A 15,897-nucleotide genomic window follows, 5' to 3' on the forward strand; every position below is an offset into this window, starting at 1 on the left:
ATGGACATGCCGACCGACCCGACCGCGGGCCTGCCCGACCTCCCGTACACGGCCGACTGCCGGGCGCGGGTCGCCTTCGAGGTGCTGGCCAAGCGCTGGGACAGCGTCGTGGTCTTCACGCTCGGCGCGCACGGCCCGATGCGGCCGCGCGCGCTGGTGGCGCGGATCGGCGGGATCAGCCCGAAGGTGCTGAACGAGGCGCTGCGGCGGCTGGAGTACAACGGCCTGGTCGAGCGCCGCCCGTACGCCGAGGCCCCGCCGCGCGTGGACTACGCCCTGACGGAGGCCGGTACGGCCCTGCTGGTCCCGATGCGGGGGATGGGCGCCTGGGCCGCGCGGTACGCGGACGCGGTGCTCGCCGCGCAGGACCGGTACGAGGCCCGCTAGGAGCGGGGGAGTTCGGCCCAGACGGTCTTGCCGGCCGGCTCCCGCCGCACGCCCCAGCGCAGCGACACGGCGGCCAGCAGGGCCAGGCCCCGCCCGGACTCGTCGGTCTCCGCGGCCTGCCGCGGCGCGGGCCGCCGGTACGGATCGGGGTCGGTGAGCTCGACCCGCGTACGGGCTGCCCTTCCGGTGACCCTCAGGGTGACGGGGGTGCCTTCGCCGAGGTGTGCGATCACGTTGGCCAGCAGCTCGCTGACGCAGAGCTCGGCGTCGGCCGACTCCGCCCCGAGGTGCTCGCGCACGGCGTGACGCAGCAGCGGGGCCGCCTCGGGGACTGCGAGCACCCGGATCGTGAGGCTCACCGGCCGGCCAGCGCGTCGGCGATCCGCTGCGCGGTGGCGGGGTTGCAGTTGCCGAGGCTGATCAGGGGAGGCCGGGTGCCGCTCGCCGCGTACGAGGGCAGGTGTAGGTCCAGCGAGGGCAGCGCGATCCCGTGTGCCGCGAGGGCGGCGCGGAGTTCGGTGAGGGCGGTGATCGCGACGCGGTCGCCGTCGTGGTCGCTCATGGGGGACGTCCGTTCCTGTGCGGAGTGTGACGAAGCCCTCACAGGCTGACGCGGCGCCGCGTACCGTGGGAAGGGTTTCGAGTTCCGCTGGTCAAGTGGCAAATGGCGGTGGTGGGTTGTGCCTGCTCGTAAGGACACGGACGCGTCGGCGAGTGTTCCTTGCTTCTACGGCGCGGAGCTGCGCTTCAAGCGGGAGGCCGCCGGACTCACGCTCGATCAGCTCGCGGACGGCAGCTTCCGAGGGGTTCCGTTCCTCAGCCAGATCGAGCATGGCGAGCGGCGGATGCCGCTGGATCTGGCCCGGCACGTGGACCGGAAGCTGGGGACGGACGGCTTTTTCGAGCGCCGCTGTGAAGATGCCCGCAAGGCGAAGCAGTCCGGGCATGCGGAGTACTTCGCGGACGTCGCGGAGATGGAACCGGATGCGCAGACCATCGAGGACTGGGCGCCGATGCTGGTGCCGGGGTTGTTGCAGACGGCCGCGTACGCGCGGGCCCTCACCCGGGCCGCGATGCCTCGGGCCTTGGACGGCGAGGTCGAGGAGAAGGTGATCGCGCGCATGGCGCGGGCCAGCCTTTTCAGGCGGGAGAACCCGCCGGAGTACTGGGGGATCCTGGACGAGTCGCTGCTTCGGAGGCCCGTGCTGCCGGCGGAGGCGATGGCCGAATTGCTTGAGCACATCGCGGGCGTGGTCAGGACAACCCGCTCCATTTTGCAGATCGTTCCGGAAACCGCGGCCGCCCACCCGTTCATGATGGGCATGGTGCGGTTGATGACCTTCAGTGACGCGCCCCCCGTCGTGTACACCGAAGGCCTGCACAGCGGTCAACTCATCGAATTTCCGTCCCTCGTGAGGGAGTACCGCAGGTCGTACGATCTGCTCAGGGCTGCCGCGCTGTCACCTGAGGCGTCCCTTGCGAGGATCGACGCGGCTGCAGAGGACTTCCGACATGGCAAGCACCGAGAATGACCTGGCGTCCGCCTCCTGGCGTAAGAGCAGCTACAGCAATGGCACCGGCGGCGAGTGCGTCGAGGTGGCCGACGGAGTCACCGGCCTCGTCCCCGTCCGGGACTCGAAGAGGAAGGGCGGGCCCGTCCTCGTGCTGGCGGCGGCGGCCTGGGCCCCCTTCGTCGAGGCCCTAAAGGGCGGTCCCGCCCCGGGCGGCCCGCGGCCTCGATAGGCTTCGGCCCATGTACGGCTACGACCAGAACCCGGGCGCCCAGCAGGGCTACGCGCAGCAGCCCCCGCCCCAGCAGGGCTACGCGCCGCCGTTGTACCCCGAGCCGTCCCCGCCCTCGCTCGCGGACGCCGTACGGGCCTTCACCACCGGGTCGCTGTCCGCCGAGGACTTCCAGCAGATCTTCGCCACCTCGAAGGTCTACTGCCCGCGCGGCGACACCCCGGGGTTCCTGGCGCTGCACAACACGCAGCAGCCCGTCATCCCGATGTTCACCACGCTCAAGGAGCTCCGCCGGTACGCCGGCAAGGAGTCCAAGTACTTCGTGATCACCGGCGCCGAGGTGATCGACCTGCTCCCCACCGGCTACGGCTTCGTCCTCGACATGGAGGGCGACCACCGGATGGTCTTCGACGCGAAGGCCGTCGAGCAGATGGTCGACTTCGCGATGCGCCGGATGTACGGCTAGGAGCCGACCCGCCGCAGTCTGCGCCGCCACAGGGCGGTGCCCGCCGTGCCCGCCGCCAGGGCCGCCGCCCCGTACGCGTAGATGAGGGCCGGGTCCGGGTGGTGGGCCAGGGACAGGCGGATCCCGGCGTAGACCGGGAGGACCACGAGCTGCCAGCGGCCGTCGTAGTCGACCCCCGCGGTGGCCCACTGGAGCAGCAGGCAGGCGGGGAACGTCAGCACCGCCCAGGCCGTGAGGTACGGCCAGGGGGATCCCGGCAGCGGTGACAGCGGCATGCCGGTCGAGGCCCAGCGGTGGGTGGCGTAGCCGATGGCGATGGCCAGGGCGGTGATCCCGGCGGCCCGGCCGAGCGCGGCCAGGGGGGCGGGCAGGCGCCGGCGCGGGGCGGCCTCCGCCTCGTCGGGGGCGGGATCGGGCTCGGTCGTCGGGTGGGTCTCCATGTCCGGTAAGACCCCGCGGCGGGCCCTTCGGTTGTCATGCGTACGACATTTAGCGGGATTTCCCTGGTCAGGGCGCTGCCGCCCCACAGTGCACCCGTCCGGGAATGAGCCGGACGGGTGCACTGTTCTGTGCAGTGTGGCAGAAAGTTCGACTTTCAACTAAAGTCGAAACAGAAGGAGGTCCTGACCATGCCCGCAGTGACTGTTGAGAACCCGTTGACCCTTCCGCGCGTGGCCGTGCCGCAGACCGCGGCGGCCCGCAAGGTACTGGCCGTGTCCACGGCCCCGGGCGGCTTCGAGGGCGAGGGCTTCCCGGTGCGCCGCGCGTTCGCCGGGATCGACTACCGCCACCTCGACCCGTTCATCATGATGGACCAGATGGGCGAGGTGGAGTACGCGCCGGGCGAGCCCAAGGGCACCCCCTGGCACCCCCACCGCGGCTTCGAGACCGTCACGTACCTGATCGACGGAACCTTCGTCCACCAGGACAGCAACGGCGGCGGCGGCGTCATCAACGGCGGCGACACCCAGTGGATGACCGCCGGTTCGGGCCTCCTGCACATCGAGGCCCCGCCGGAGTCCCTGGTCGTCAGCGGCGGGCTCTTCCACGGCCTCCAGCTGTGGGTGAACCTCCCGGCCTCCGACAAGATGATGCCCCCGCGCTACCAGGACATCGGCGGCGGCCAGGTCCAGCTGCTGACCACCCTGGACGGCGGCGCCCTGCTCCGCGTGATCGCCGGTGAGCTGGACGGTCACGAGGGCCCGGGCATCACCCACACCCCGATCACGATGATCCACGCGACCGTCACCCCGGGCGCGGAGATCACCCTGCCGTGGCGTGAGGACTTCAACGCCCTCGCCTACGTCATGGCCGGGCGCGGATCGGTCGGCGAGGAGCGCAGGCCCGTCCACACCGGGCAGACGACGGTCTTCGGCGAGGGCGGCTCGCTCACCCTGCGGGCGGACGAGTCCCAGGACTCCAACGCCCCGGCCCTGGAGGTCGTGCTGCTCGGCGGGCGGCCCATCCGGGAGCCGATGGCGCACTACGGGCCGTTCGTGATGAACAGCCGGCACGAGCTCCAGCAGGCCTTCGACGACTTCCAGGCGGGCCGGCTCGGCCGGATCCCGACGACGGAGCGCACGAAGTAGCGGATGCTCAGGGGAGCGGGGCCTGCGGGTCCCGCTCCGGGAAGAGGGTGCGGAGTTCGGAGACGATGCCGAACGCGGCCGCCGTCAGCGGGACGGCGAGCAGCATGCCGAGGATGCCGGCGACGCTCGCGCCGGCCGTGATCGCGAGCATCACCAGTGCGGGGTGCATCTGCACGGTCCGGCTCTGGACGAGGGGCTGGAGCACGTACCCCTCGATCATCTGGACCGCCAGCACCACGCCCAGGACCCACAGGGCGATGACCCAGCCCCGATCGGCGAGGGCCACCAGGACCGCCACGGCGCCGGAGAGGAAGGCGCCGAGGTAGGGGATGTAGGCGGTGACGAACACCAGCGCCGCCAGTCCCACCGCGCCCGGCACCCGGAGCACCAGCAGTCCCACCCCGATCAGCACGGCGTCGACGAGGGCCACCAGGGTGGTCCCGCGCATGAACCCCTCGACGGCCTCGAACGCGCGCCGTCCCATCGCCTCCATCAGGTCGCCCGACCGGCTCGGGACCAGGGAGCGCAGGGTGTCCGCGGCCCGGTCGGAGTCGCGCAGGAAGAAGAAGATCAGCACCAGGGCCAGGACCGCCATCGCGATGGTCGTGCCGACCACGCTGAGCCCGGCGATCAGCCCGGAGGCGGCGGTCCCGCCGAACTTCGCGAGCAGGCCCTCGGAGTTCTTGGCGAGGTCCTCCACCGAGGTGCCGACCGCCCCGAAGTGCTCGGCGAGGGCCTGCCCGGCCCGCCGGAGGGCGTCGACGATCTGGTCGCCCGTCTCGACGAGCGCGAGGACGACGACGTACGCGGCCCCGCCGACGACGGCGGTGAGGGCGAGGCAGGTGAGGGCGGCGGCGAGCGAGCGGTGCACCCCCATCCGGATCAGCCGCCGGTGCAGCGGGCCCAGCAGGGCGGTCCCGAGCACGGCGAGCAGGACGGGGGTGACGACGGTCTTGAGGACGACGCACAGCCAGACGACGAGGGCGAGGACGCCGGCGGCGAGCAGGACGACGGCGCACCAGGCGGCGAGCCGCCGCACCGGGCCGGGGAGCAGGGGGGTCGCCATCGCCGCGTCCGCCTTTCGGCCGTCAGGGGGGAACTACCGGGCCTGGTCCTCGGCCGGTTTGGAGCGTTCGCGCAGCTCGAACCAGATCGACTTGCCCGCGCCGCGCGGGTCGACGCCCCAGGTGTCGGCGAGCATCTCCATCAGCAGGACGCCGCGCCCGCTCGACGCCATCTCCCCGGGGTGGCGCATGTGCGGCAGCTCGTCGCTGGCGTCCGCCACCTCCACGCGCAGCCGGCGCGCGCCCAGCTCGCCCACGGCCTCCGCGACCAGCAGTGCGTCGCCGTCGGTGTGCACCAGTACGTTGGTGACCATCTCGGAGACCATCAGCTCGGCCGCGTCGACCTGCTCGGGATCCGTCCAGTCGTGCAGCAGCTCCCGGACCTGGCGCCGGGCCCCCGCGATCCGCTCCGGCTCCGCCTGCGCCACGGTCAGCACCGTGCGCCGGGCGGGCCGCGCCGGGTGCGACAGCGGGGTCCCGCAGCCGCAGTCCGCGCTCTCGCGGCACAGCAGCACCACGGCTATGTCGTCCTCGCGGCGGTCGGCCAGCGGCCCGGTGGTGTGGTGCGAGGAGGGCCCGTGGACGGCCTGCACCAGCAGGTCGGCCAGCTTCTCCAGGCTCTCCGTGTCGTGCGCCCCGGATTCGAGGATGGCCCGCAGCCGGGCCCAGCCGGTGTCCAGGTCGTGCCCGCCGGTTTCGATGAGCCCGTCGGTGCAGAGCATCATCGTCTCGCCGGGTTCCAGGGTGAACCGGGTGGTGGGGTAGTCGGTGTCGGGGATGATGCCGAGCGGCAGGCCGCCCGCGGTGGGCCGCATCAGGACGGTGCCGTCGGCCATCCGGATCGCCGGGTCGGGGTGCCCGGCGCGGGCCACCTCCAGCAGGCCCGTCTCCGGGTCGCACTCCACGTAGAGGCAGGTCGCGAAGCGCGGGCTCTGGTAGTCGGGGCCCTCGGCCGGATCCGACTCCTGGGAGGAGCAGAGCCCGGACAGGAAGCGGGAGGCCCGCGAGAGCACGGCGTCGGGGCGGTGGCCCTCGGAGGCGTAGGCGCGCACGGCGATCCGCAGCTGGCCCATCAGGCCGGCCGCCCGTACGTCGTGCCCCTGGACGTCGCCGATGACCAGCGCGAACCGGCCGGAGGGCAGCGGGATCACGTCGTACCAGTCGCCGCCGACCTGGAGGCCGCCGCCGGTGGGGACGTAGCGGGCCGCGAGGGTCATGCCGGGGATCTCGGGGCCCAGCTGCGGCATCATCGACCGCTGGAGCCCGGTGGTGAGTTCCCGCTCGGATTCGGCCACCCCGGCCCGCTGGAGGGCCTGGGCCAGCATCCGGGCCACCGTCGTCAGCACGGACCGCTCGTCGGGCGAGAAGGACACCGGGTGCTTGAAGGCGGCCATCCAGGCGCCCATGGTCCGCCCGGCCACGATCAGCGGCAGGAAGGCCCAGGAGGCGCGTCCGAAGCGCCGGGCGAGCGGCCAGGTGACGGGGAAGCGGCGCCGGTAGTCCTCGGGGCTGGGCAGGTAGATCGCCCGGCCGTTCCGGACGACCTCCGCGGCCGGGTAGTCGGTGTCCAGCGGCATGTCGGTGAAGGGGCTCTCGTCCCCGGGGCCGTGCCCGTGGTGGCCGATGACCGACAGCCGGTCGCCCGCGACCCCGAAGACGGCCAGCCCGTCCGGGTTGAAGCCCGGCATGGACAGCGAGGCCGCCACCCGCAGCACCTCCGCGGTGGAGCGGGCCTCGGCCAGCGCCCGGCCCGCGTCCAGCAGGAAGGCCTCGCGGGAGCGGCGCCAGTCGCCGGTGATGGGGGTGTGCGCCGCCGTGGTGCCGGGCTGCGGTTCGGCGATCTCCTGGATGGTGCCGATCAGCTCGTAGTCGACGCGGCCGTCGGCCGTCAGGTTCTGCAGGGGCTTGGAGCGGCTGCGTACGGTGCGCAGCACCCGCCCGTCCTCGTCCATGATCCGCAGCCGGGCCTCGGCGAGGGTGCCCTCGGCGACGGCGAGGTTCACGATGCCGTTGATCTCGTTCCAGTCCACCGGGTGGAAGCGGGAGCGGGCGGCGGCCTCCGGCAGGACGACGGGCTCCGCGGGCAGCCCGAGCAGCCGGGCGGCCTCGCCGTCGAGGGTGACCGTCCCGGAGGCGTTGTCCCATCGCCACAGACCGGTCGCGATGGCGGCCAGGACGTCCTCGGTGCGCACCCGGTCATCTTTACAGGTCATCCGGTCGGGCTGCCTGTTCATCCCCCTGTACGGGCGCGCCCGCGCGGCGGCCCGCCCGGACGGTAACCTTGGGACGGTTGAATCCACCCTGGTATCGCGTAGAACTGGATGACTGATGCATCGGTACAGGTCCCACACGTGCGGCGAGCTCCGTGCCTCCGACGTCGCCTCCGACGTCCGGCTGAGCGGCTGGCTGCACAATCGTCGAGACCTGGGCGGCATCCTCTTCATCGATCTGCGTGACCACTACGGCATCACGCAGCTCGTGGCCCGCCCCGGCACCGCGGCCGCCGCCGTCCTGGACAAGCTGTCCAAGGAGACGGTCGTGCGGGTCGACGGCAAGGTCGTCTCCCGTGGCGCCGACAACGTCAACCCGGAGCTGCCGACCGGCGAGATCGAGATCGAGGCCGTCGAGGTCGAGGTGCTCGGCGCCGCCGCCCCGCTGCCCTTCACGATCAACACCGACGACGGGGTGAACGAGGAGCGGCGCCTGGAGTACCGCTTCCTCGACCTGCGCCGCGAGCGCATGCACCGCAACATCATGCTGCGCTCGGCCGTCATCGCGTCGATCCGCTCGAAGATGGTGGCCCTCGGCTTCAACGAGATGGCGACCCCGATCCTCACCGCGACCTCCCCCGAGGGCGCCCGTGACTTCGTCGTCCCGTCCCGTCTGAACCCGGGCAAGTTCTACGCGCTGCCGCAGGCGCCGCAGCAGTTCAAGCAGCTGCTGATGATCTCCGGCTTCGACCGGTACTTCCAGATCGCGCCCTGCTTCCGTGACGAGGACGCCCGCGCCGACCGTTCGCCGGGCGAGTTCTACCAGCTCGACGTCGAGATGTCGTTCGTCGAGCAGGAGGACGTCTTCCAGCCGATCGAACGCCTGATGACGGAGATCTTCACGGAGTTCGGCAAGGGCCGCGAGGTCACCTCGCCGTTCCCGCGGATCCCGTTCCGCGAGTCGATGCTGAAGTACGGCAACGACAAGCCCGACCTGCGCGCCAAGCTGGAGCTCGTCGACATCACCGACGTCTTCGAGGGCTCGGAGTTCAAGGCGTTCGCCGGCAAGCACGTGCGTGCGCTGGCCGTCCCGGACACCGCCGCGCAGCCGCGCAAGTTCTTCGACGGCCTCGGCGAGTACGCGATCTCGCTGGGCGCCAAGGGCCTGGCCTGGGTCCGCGTGGGCGAGGACGGCGGCCTGACCGGCCCGATCGCCAAGTTCCTCACCGAGGAGAACGTCAAGGTCCTCACCGAGCGTCTGGGCCTGGCGGCCGGGCACGCGGTGTTCTTCGGCGCGGGCGAGTTCGACGAGGTCTCCAAGATCATGTCGGGCGTGCGCGTCGAGGCGGCCAAGCGGGCGGGCCAGTTCGAGGAGAACGTCTTCCGCTTCTGCTGGATCGTCGACTTCCCGATGTACGAGAAGGACGAGGAGACCGGCAAGATCGACTTCTCCCACAACCCGTTCTCCATGCCGCAGGGCGGCATGAAGGACCTGGAGGAGAAGGACCCGCTGGACATCCTGGCCTGGCAGTACGACATCGTCTGCAACGGCATCGAGCTGTCGTCCGGGGCCATCCGCAACCACGAGCCCGAGGTCATGCTGAAGGCCTTCGAGATCGCCGGTTACGAGGCCGAGACCGTCGAGCGCGAGTTCGCCGGCATGCTGCGCGCGTTCCGCCTCGGCGCCCCGCCGCACGGTGGCATCGCCCCGGGCGTGGACCGCATCGTGATGCTGCTGGCCGACGAGCCGAACATCCGCGAGACCATCGCCTTCCCGCTGAACGGCAACGCCCAGGACCTGATGATGGGCGCGCCGACGGTGCTGGAGGAGTCCCGCCTGCGCGAGCTGAACATCGCGCTGCGCAAGCCGGTCGAGACCAAGGCCGCGGCCTCGGAGCGGTCCGTCTCCGACGCGGTCGCCCCGGACGCCGGTTCGCCGCGCGGCTGAGGCCCGTGGGCCCGTGGGCCCGCTCGTACGAAGGCGGCGCCCCCCTCCCGGTCCGGGAGGGGGGCGCCGCCTTTTCGTCTTTTCGTTGCCGTCCGGGGTTGCTCAGAACCGGTCGAGCAGGCCCTTGAGGAGGGCGGCCGGGGCGAGCTCGGCGGGGGCCGGGCCGGCGTGGAAGAAGCCGGCGTTGTCGGCGTCCAGCTTGCGCAGGAAGTCGAAGGCCTTGTTCTCGTGGTCGCCGAACGCGACGAACTGCCAGTGGACGTCGGGGGCGGTGGCGGCGGCGTCGACGATGGCCTGCCGGGCGGGCTGGCGGTTGTCGGGCGCGCCGTCCGTCTGGAAGACGACCAGGGCGGGGCCGGTGCCGCCGTCCTTCGCGTAGCGCTCCAGGACGGCTTCCACGGCCACGTGGTAGCTGGTGCGGCCCATCCGGCCGAGTTCGGCGTGGCGGGCCTCGACCCAGGCCGCGTCGTGGGTGTCGAGGGTCAGCTCGGCGGTGCCGTCCAGCTCGGTGGAGAAGAACACCGTGTGGACGGTGGCCTCCTCGTCGAGGTGCGCGGCCAGGGCCAGGGCGTGGTCGGCGAGGTGCTGGGCGCTGCCGTCCTTGTAGAAGCCGCGCATGGAACCGGAGCGGTCGAGGACCAGGTACACCTTGGCGCGGGCGCCGGTCCTGCCCTTGGTGCGGAGCACCTGGCCGGCGGCCTTGTACGCGGCCGCCACCTCGGGCGCCCGCCGCCGCACCGCTGCCGCGGCGATGGCGGGCCCCTGCGACTCCGCCTCCGGCGCGGTACCAGCCTCCTCGGACTCCGCGTCCACCTGCGCGGCGACGGGCTCGGCCTCGGGCTCCGCGTCCACCGGGGCGGCGACGGGCTCGGCCTCGGGCTCCGCCGGGGCGGCTTCGGGCTCGGCGTCGGCCTGCGGCGCGGCTGCTTCGGCCGGGGCCTCGGATTCCGCGTCCGCGACGGGCTCGGCGTCCGCCTGGGCGGCGACGGCCTCGGTCTCCGGCTGCGCCGGGTCGGCGGTGGCTTCGGCTTCCGGCTCCGCCGGGGTGGCCTCGGGCTCCGTGACGGCTTCCGGCTCGGCCGCTTCGGCCGGGGCCTCGGGCCCCTCCTGGGCGGCGACGAGCTCCGCGTCGGCCGCTACGGCGTCCGCCTCGACAGCCTCGGTCTCCGGCTCCGCGTCGGCGGGGACGGGCTCGGCCGCGTCGGCCTGCGGCGCGGGGGTCTCGGCGGTGACGGCCTCGGGCTCGGCCGCTTCGGCCGGGGCCTCGGGCAGTGCCTCCGCGGTGGGCTCGGCCTCCGGCTCCGCCGCGGCAGCGGTGGCCGCGGCTTCCGGCTCCGCCTCGCCGGCGGTGGGCTCGGCCTCCGGCTCGGCGGAGACGGCCTCGGGCTCGGCCTCTTCGGCCGGGGCCTCGGACTCCGCGTCCGCGGCGGGCTCCGCCAGGGCGGCGTCGGCCTGCGGGGCGGGGCTCTCGGCGGTGACGGCTTCGGGCTCGGCCTCTTCGGCCGGGGCCTCGGGCAGTGCCTCCGTGGTGGCCGGGGCTTCGGCCGTTACGGCCTCGGCTTCCGGCTCGGCCGGGGCGGCCTCGGGCTCCGCCTGTGCGGCAGTGGGCTCGGCCTCCGGCTCGGCGGCGACGGCCTCTGCCTTCGCCGGGGCGGCCTCGGCTTCGGCCGGGGTCTCCGGCTCCGCCGGGGCGGCCTCGGCTGCGGGGGTGGCCGGGGTCGGCTTTGCAGGGGTGGTGGCTGCCGGAGGCGACGGGCGGCGGGCCTCCGGGACCGTGGGGTCCGTCGACTGCGCCGGGGCGGTCAGCAGCGTGCCCGGTTCGCGGTCGCGCGGCGCCGACTGCGGCGGGACGGTGGGGTTGTCGAAGGAGGCCGCCACCAGATCGGCGGCCGCGTCCAGGGGAGTGCGTTCCGCCTGGCTGGGGACCGCCGCCGAAGCAGTGGAATCCGACGTCTCCGGAACCGGCTCGGCCGACCGTCCGAACACCTTGCGCAACAAGCTCCGAATACCCATGGGCCAGGCCTTTCGCATGAGTGCGTGCGTCATTTGTCCGTGCTGCGCGGTTGATCCCTGCCCAGAGTGGACACGTAAGGTTATCGGCCCCTTGGCTGGAACTTCGGCAGGGGCGCCCTTCGTGGCGCCCAGCCAACCAGGGAACAGCGGTCTCCGCCCGAACTGCCCCTCCGCCGTGCCGGGTTCATCCAGCGTTCACTCCGGCGCCGCTGCATCGGCGCAACCCGCGCCTAGCGTCACCGCTGATTCGTTCCGCCACGTCGTCGGCGGCGTGCACCCACCGGAGGACACCTCGTGCGCAAGCTCCTGCCGCTCATCGGCAACCCGCACGGCAGCGGCCGTTCCGCTCTCACCTGCCGCTACCGCTGCGGCGACGCCTGCTTCCACGAAGTGCCCAACACCAGTGACAACGAGTACGTCGGCGACGTCATAGCCCGCGCCTACTCCCGCCGCTCGATGCTCCGCTCCGCCGCGGTGGTCACCGTCGCCACCGCCGCCGGCACCGCCGTCACCCTCGGTGCGGGCGGCGGCCAGCCCGCCGAGGCGGCACCCTCCGCCGACCCCAAGGCCGGTTCCGGCGAGGCCGCACGGGGCCTGCGCTTCAAGGCCGTCGCGCCGAACACCGACGACCGGGTGACCGTCCCCGAGGGCCACGACCAGAACGTGGTCATCCGCTGGGGCGACCCGATCGTCAAGGGCGCCCCGGCGTTCAATCCGGACAAGCAGACCGCAGCCGCCCAGGCCGGTCAATTCGGGTACAACAACGACTTCCTGAGCCTGCTCCCGCTCGGCGGCGGCTACGAGCGCCAGCAGCTGCTCGTGGCCAACCACGAGTACACGGACGAGAACCTCATGTTCAAGGGCTACGACCCGGCCAACCCGACCCGCGAGCAGGTCGAGGTCGCTTGGGCCGCGCACGGCCTCGGCGTCGTCGTCGTCCAGGAGGACCACCGCTCCGGCAAGCTGACCGCCGTGAACCGCCACCAGCTCAACCGCCGGCTCACCGCCACCAGCGAGTTCCGCCTCACCGGCCCGGCCGCGGGCAGCGCGCTGCTGAAGACCTCCGCCGACCCGACCGGCACCAAGGTCCTCGGCACGCTGAACAACTGCTCGGGCGGCACCACCCCGTGGGGCACCACCCTCCACGGCGAGGAGAACTTCAACCAGTACTTCGCCAACGCCGGCCAGGTCACCGACCCGGCCGAGGCGGCCCGCCTCAAGCGGTACGGCGTGAGCACCGGCGCCACCGAGCGCAAGTGGGAGCGGTTCGACAAGCGCTTCGACTGCCTCCAGGAGCCCAACGAGTCCCACCGCTTCGGCTGGGTCGTCGAGCTCGACCCGTACGACCCGAACTCCGTCCCGCGCAAGCGCACCGCGCTGGGCCGCTTCAAGCACGAGGGCGCCCAGCCCCGGCTGACCGAGGACGGCCGTCCCGTCGTGTACATGGGCGACGACGAGCGCTTCGACTACTTCTACAAGTTCGTGTCCAGCAAGCAGATGAAGCGGGGCGACAGCCGCGCGGCGAAGGAGCACAACCTCACGCTCCTCGACGAGGGCACCCTCTACGTCGCCAAGCTGACCGGCGACTCCCCGGCCGCCGAGGTCGACGGTTCCGGCAAGCTCCCCGCCGACGGCCAGTTCGACGGCTCCGGCGTCTGGATCAAGCTCGCCACCGCCTCCGCCTCCGGCAACGTCTCGCACGTCGAGGGCATGACCGCCGAGGAGGTGTTCGTCTTCACCCGCCAGGCCGGTGACAAGGTCGGCGCCACCAAGATGGACCGCCCCGAGGACATCGAGCCGAGCCCGCGCACCGGCCGCGTCTACGTGGTCCTGACGAACAACACCGACCGCGGCAAGGCCGGCAAGGCCGGTGCGGACGAGGCCAACCCGCGCAACCTGAACAAGCACGGCCAGATCCTGGAGCTCGCCGAGAACTTCGATGACCCGGCGGGCGACGGCTTCGCCTGGCGCCTGTTCCTGGTCGCCGGTGACCCGAACGACGCCTCGACCTACTTCGCGGGCTTCCCGAAGGACAAGGTCAGCCCGATCTCCTGCCCGGACAACGTCACCTTCGACCCGCACGGCAACCTGTGGATCTCCACGGACGGCAACCAGCTCGGCTCGCACGACGGCCTGTTCGGCGTCGCCACCGCCGGTGAGCGCCGCGGTGAGCTGAAGCAGTTCCTGACCGTGCCGCGCGGCGCCGAGACCTGCGGTCCGCTGGTCCAGGACAAGCGCGTCCTGGTCGCGGTGCAGCACCCGGGCGAGATCGACGGCGCGTCCGTAGAGAAGCCGCAGTCGGTGTGGCCCGACGGGCCCGGCAAGATCGTCCGCCCGGCGGTCGTGTCGGTCTGGCGCAAGGACGGCAAGAACATCGGCGTCTGATCCACAGGTCAGGGAGCCGGCCGGCCGCAGCGCGGTCAGCCGGCCTCCGGCAGCCGGCCCACCGGCAGCCGCAGGGTCGTCAGCGCACCCCCGTCCGGGGCGTTGGCGAACACCGGCGCGATCTCCAGGACCGCGGCCTGGCCCGCCACGATGGTCAGGCCCAGGCCGTGGCCCCGGCCGCGCCCGGGATCCCCGGTGCGGAAGCGCTTCGGACCGTGCTCGATCAGCTCGGCCGGGTAGCCCGGACCGTGGTCGCGGATCACCACGACCGGCCCCTCCACCGTCACCTCGACCGGTGGCCGGCCGTGCTTGTGGGCGTTGACCAGCAGGTTGACCAGGATCCGGTCCAGGCGCCGCCGGTCGGTGAGCACCACCGCGTCCCGGACCACCCGGACCTCGGCAGGCAGCCTGGTCGCGGCGACGGCCCGCTCCACGGCCCGGCCCAGTTCCACCCGGGACAGGTCGGCGCGCTCCACGCCCGAATCGAGCCGGGAGATCTCCAGCAGGTCCTCGGTGAGCCGGTGCAGGGCCCCGAGCCGGTCGTTGATCATCTCCTTCGGGCGGCCCTCGGGCAGCAGCGCGGCCGCCGCCAGCGATCCCGTCAGCGGGGTGCGCAGCTCGTGCGCCACGTCCGCGGTGAACCGCTTCTCCGCCTCCAGCCGTTCCTGGAGCGAGGCCGCCATGGAGTCCAGGGCGTGCGCGACGTCCCGCACCTCGTCGCGGTAGCGGCGGGGCCGCCGGCCGTCCGGGTCCGGGCCCGGGTCCGCCTCCGCGCCGGTGTCCGGTCCCGTGTCGGCCGGGAAGCCCACCCGGGCGTCCAGGTCCCCGGCGCTGATCCGGCGGGCCACGGCGGCCGTGGTGGCGAGCCGTCTGCTGATCCGGTCGGCGAGGAAGAGACCGGCCAGGGCCACGACCCCGGCCGCGAGCGCCGCGGAGGCCAGGATCGCGGTGTCGATGTCCCGCAGCCGCTCGCGCGTGTTCCCGTACGGGATCCAGACCGCGAGGGCCGAGCGGTCGGCGGGTCCGGCCGCCCACATGACGGGCTCGCCCCCGTGGGTGCCGACCATGCTCCCGGTCCGGCCGCGCGCGACCAGCGCCCGCAGCGGGGCGGGCAGGCCGGGCGGGTCGAGAGCGGCGTTCACGTCGCCGTGCGCGGTCCCGTACTCGTAGTGGCCGAGGGCGTGGTCGAGGTCCCGGGCCGCCTCCTTGCGGACCTCGCCGACGACCTGCCGGGCGACCACGTTGTGCACGAGGATCCCCAGCGCGGCGGCGACCAGGCAGCACACCGTCGTGGTGGTGAGGGCGATCTTCCAGCGCAGGCTGCTCAGCGCGCGCATCGCGACCGGTTCCCGGGCAGCGGGACGTCGGTGAGGGCCGCGCACTCGTCGAGGGTGAGCTGCGACAGGCTCATGCTGCCCGTCCCGGCGTCCCAGACGTAGTCGGAGACCGAGCTGTAGCGCGGGTTCGTCGTGGGCTCGCGGACGGCCAGGTGCTCGGCGGCCACCTCGACGCCCTCCAGCACCCCGCGCCGGGCCAGGATCCGGGCGATCCGGCCGTCGTCGCGGACGGTGTAGACGCGCAGCTCGCTGAGCCGGCCGTCCACGTCCAGGGCGGTGATCAGCTCCTCGCGGCCGTCACCGGTCAGGTCGTGCAGGACGCCGGGCCGCACCGGGCAGTCGGGCCCGCCGTCCGCGGCCCCCGTGCAGAGCGCGAGGCGCCGCGCCGCGCGCGGGTCGACGAGGCGCCCCGTACCGCCGTCCTCGGCGGTGGCGGAGGTGATGTCGGCGCGTACGACGGCCAGCGCGTCCACCCCGCGCATCGTCAGCGCCGGAGCCCGGGGCAGGCCCGGCACGGTGGCGGCCGCGCCCGGCTGCTGTCCCTTGGCGGGCGGCTCGGGGCGGACGTCCTGCCACAGGGTCTTCGGGGCGTGCACGGTGCCGAGGTCGCCCTCGCTCTTGATCCCCTCCACGTCGGCGCACCCCGCCGCGCCCGCCAGGACGGCGGCGAGGGCCATCGCGGCCGGGACCCGGTGCATGCTCCGATGCTCCCCCGCGGCGCCGGGCCCGGCCCGGCCCGTGCGCCGTTCGGGGGA

At 73.1% G+C, this 15,897-nt stretch carries 15 protein-coding genes; 7 read left to right on the plus strand and 8 right to left on the minus strand.

The features are described from left to right. Window positions 1–387 (plus strand): winged helix-turn-helix transcriptional regulator, encoded by a 387-nt coding sequence (locus SLAV_RS19610; RefSeq protein ID WP_234333371.1) that lies wholly within the window; start codon window positions 1–3, stop codon window positions 385–387. Here the strand turns inward: SLAV_RS19610 and SLAV_RS19615 are convergent. Then, the gene (locus SLAV_RS19615) at window positions 384–746 is read right to left on the minus strand and encodes an ATP-binding protein (RefSeq protein ID WP_030224996.1); all 363 of its coding nucleotides are present in this window, start codon (window positions 744–746) and stop codon (window positions 384–386) included. The genes SLAV_RS19610 and SLAV_RS19615 overlap by 4 nt on opposite strands. After that, window positions 743–949 (minus strand): hypothetical protein, encoded by a 207-nt coding sequence (locus tag SLAV_RS19620; protein WP_030224994.1) that lies wholly within the window; start codon window positions 947–949, stop codon window positions 743–745. The genes SLAV_RS19615 and SLAV_RS19620 overlap by 4 nt, the downstream gene beginning before the upstream one ends. Before the next feature lie 118 nt (window positions 950–1,067). Here SLAV_RS19620 and SLAV_RS19625 point away from each other — a divergent pair, with 118 nt between their 5' ends. From SLAV_RS19625 to SLAV_RS19635, 3 genes are read left to right on the plus strand one after another with little or no spacing between them, the layout of a single operon-like run. Then, window positions 1,068–1,919, plus strand: coding sequence for a helix-turn-helix domain-containing protein (locus SLAV_RS19625; protein WP_030224992.1), 852 nt, complete (start codon window positions 1,068–1,070; stop codon window positions 1,917–1,919). Next, complete coding sequence (locus tag SLAV_RS19630; RefSeq protein ID WP_030224990.1) at window positions 1,900–2,130, plus strand: DUF397 domain-containing protein; 231 nt, start codon at window positions 1,900–1,902, stop codon at window positions 2,128–2,130. The genes SLAV_RS19625 and SLAV_RS19630 overlap by 20 nt, the downstream gene beginning before the upstream one ends. A gap of 10 nt (window positions 2,131–2,140) precedes the next feature. After that, window positions 2,141–2,596, plus strand: coding sequence for an SseB family protein (locus tag SLAV_RS19635; protein WP_030224987.1), 456 nt, complete (start codon window positions 2,141–2,143; stop codon window positions 2,594–2,596). Here the strand turns inward: SLAV_RS19635 and SLAV_RS19640 are convergent. Continuing rightward, window positions 2,593–3,036 carry a hypothetical protein gene (locus SLAV_RS19640; protein ID WP_030224985.1) on the minus strand — a complete coding sequence of 148 codons (444 nt, stop codon included), beginning with the start codon at window positions 3,034–3,036 and terminating at the stop codon, window positions 2,593–2,595. The two genes, SLAV_RS19635 and SLAV_RS19640, sit on opposite strands and share 4 nt — an antisense overlap. Window positions 3,037–3,225: 189 nt before the next feature. Between SLAV_RS19640 and SLAV_RS19645 the strand changes: the two genes are divergently transcribed. Continuing rightward, window positions 3,226–4,185, plus strand: coding sequence for a pirin family protein (locus tag SLAV_RS19645; protein WP_078950071.1), 960 nt, complete (start codon window positions 3,226–3,228; stop codon window positions 4,183–4,185). A gap of 7 nt (window positions 4,186–4,192) precedes the next feature. Here the strand turns inward: SLAV_RS19645 and SLAV_RS19650 are convergent, their stop codons facing one another. Both SLAV_RS19650 and SLAV_RS19655 read right to left on the minus strand, forming a co-directional pair. Beyond that, on the minus strand, window positions 4,193–5,251 hold the full coding sequence (locus SLAV_RS19650) for an AI-2E family transporter (protein WP_030224982.1): 1,059 nt from the start codon (window positions 5,249–5,251) through the stop codon (window positions 4,193–4,195). Window positions 5,252–5,284: 33 nt separating this feature from the next. Then, window positions 5,285–7,441: a SpoIIE family protein phosphatase gene (locus SLAV_RS19655; RefSeq protein WP_030224980.1), complete on the minus strand. Its 2,157-nt coding sequence runs from the start codon at window positions 7,439–7,441 to the stop codon at window positions 5,285–5,287. 136 nt (window positions 7,442–7,577) lie between these two features. On the opposite strand from SLAV_RS19655, the gene aspS reads away from it, so the two are divergent. Beyond that, window positions 7,578–9,407, plus strand: coding sequence for an aspartate--tRNA ligase (gene aspS / locus SLAV_RS19660; RefSeq protein ID WP_030224977.1), 1,830 nt, complete (start codon window positions 7,578–7,580; stop codon window positions 9,405–9,407). A 102-nt stretch (window positions 9,408–9,509) separates the two neighbouring features. Here the strand turns inward: aspS and SLAV_RS19665 are convergent, their stop codons facing one another. Continuing rightward, window positions 9,510–11,420 carry a VWA domain-containing protein gene (locus tag SLAV_RS19665; protein ID WP_030224975.1) on the minus strand — a complete coding sequence of 637 codons (1,911 nt, stop codon included), beginning with the start codon at window positions 11,418–11,420 and terminating at the stop codon, window positions 9,510–9,512. 294 nt (window positions 11,421–11,714) lie between these two features. Here SLAV_RS19665 and SLAV_RS19670 point away from each other — a divergent pair, with 294 nt between their 5' ends. Then, on the plus strand, window positions 11,715–13,805 hold the full coding sequence (locus SLAV_RS19670) for a PhoX family protein (RefSeq protein WP_030224973.1): 2,091 nt from the start codon (window positions 11,715–11,717) through the stop codon (window positions 13,803–13,805). Between the two features lie 35 nt (window positions 13,806–13,840). On the opposite strand, the gene SLAV_RS19675 is transcribed toward SLAV_RS19670, so the two are convergent. After that, on the minus strand, window positions 13,841–15,142 hold the full coding sequence (locus SLAV_RS19675; RefSeq protein ID WP_037686149.1) for a sensor histidine kinase: 1,302 nt from the start codon (window positions 15,140–15,142) through the stop codon (window positions 13,841–13,843). Further along, window positions 15,130–15,840 carry a hypothetical protein gene (locus tag SLAV_RS19680; RefSeq protein WP_234333369.1) on the minus strand — a complete coding sequence of 237 codons (711 nt, stop codon included), beginning with the start codon at window positions 15,838–15,840 and terminating at the stop codon, window positions 15,130–15,132. The genes SLAV_RS19675 and SLAV_RS19680 overlap by 13 nt, the downstream gene beginning before the upstream one ends. Window positions 15,841–15,897: the final 57 nt, after the last annotated feature.

This window comes from Streptomyces lavendulae subsp. lavendulae (genome assembly GCF_002803845.1).
Classification (GTDB): Bacteria; Actinomycetota; Actinomycetes; order Streptomycetales; family Streptomycetaceae; genus Streptomyces; species Streptomyces lavendulae.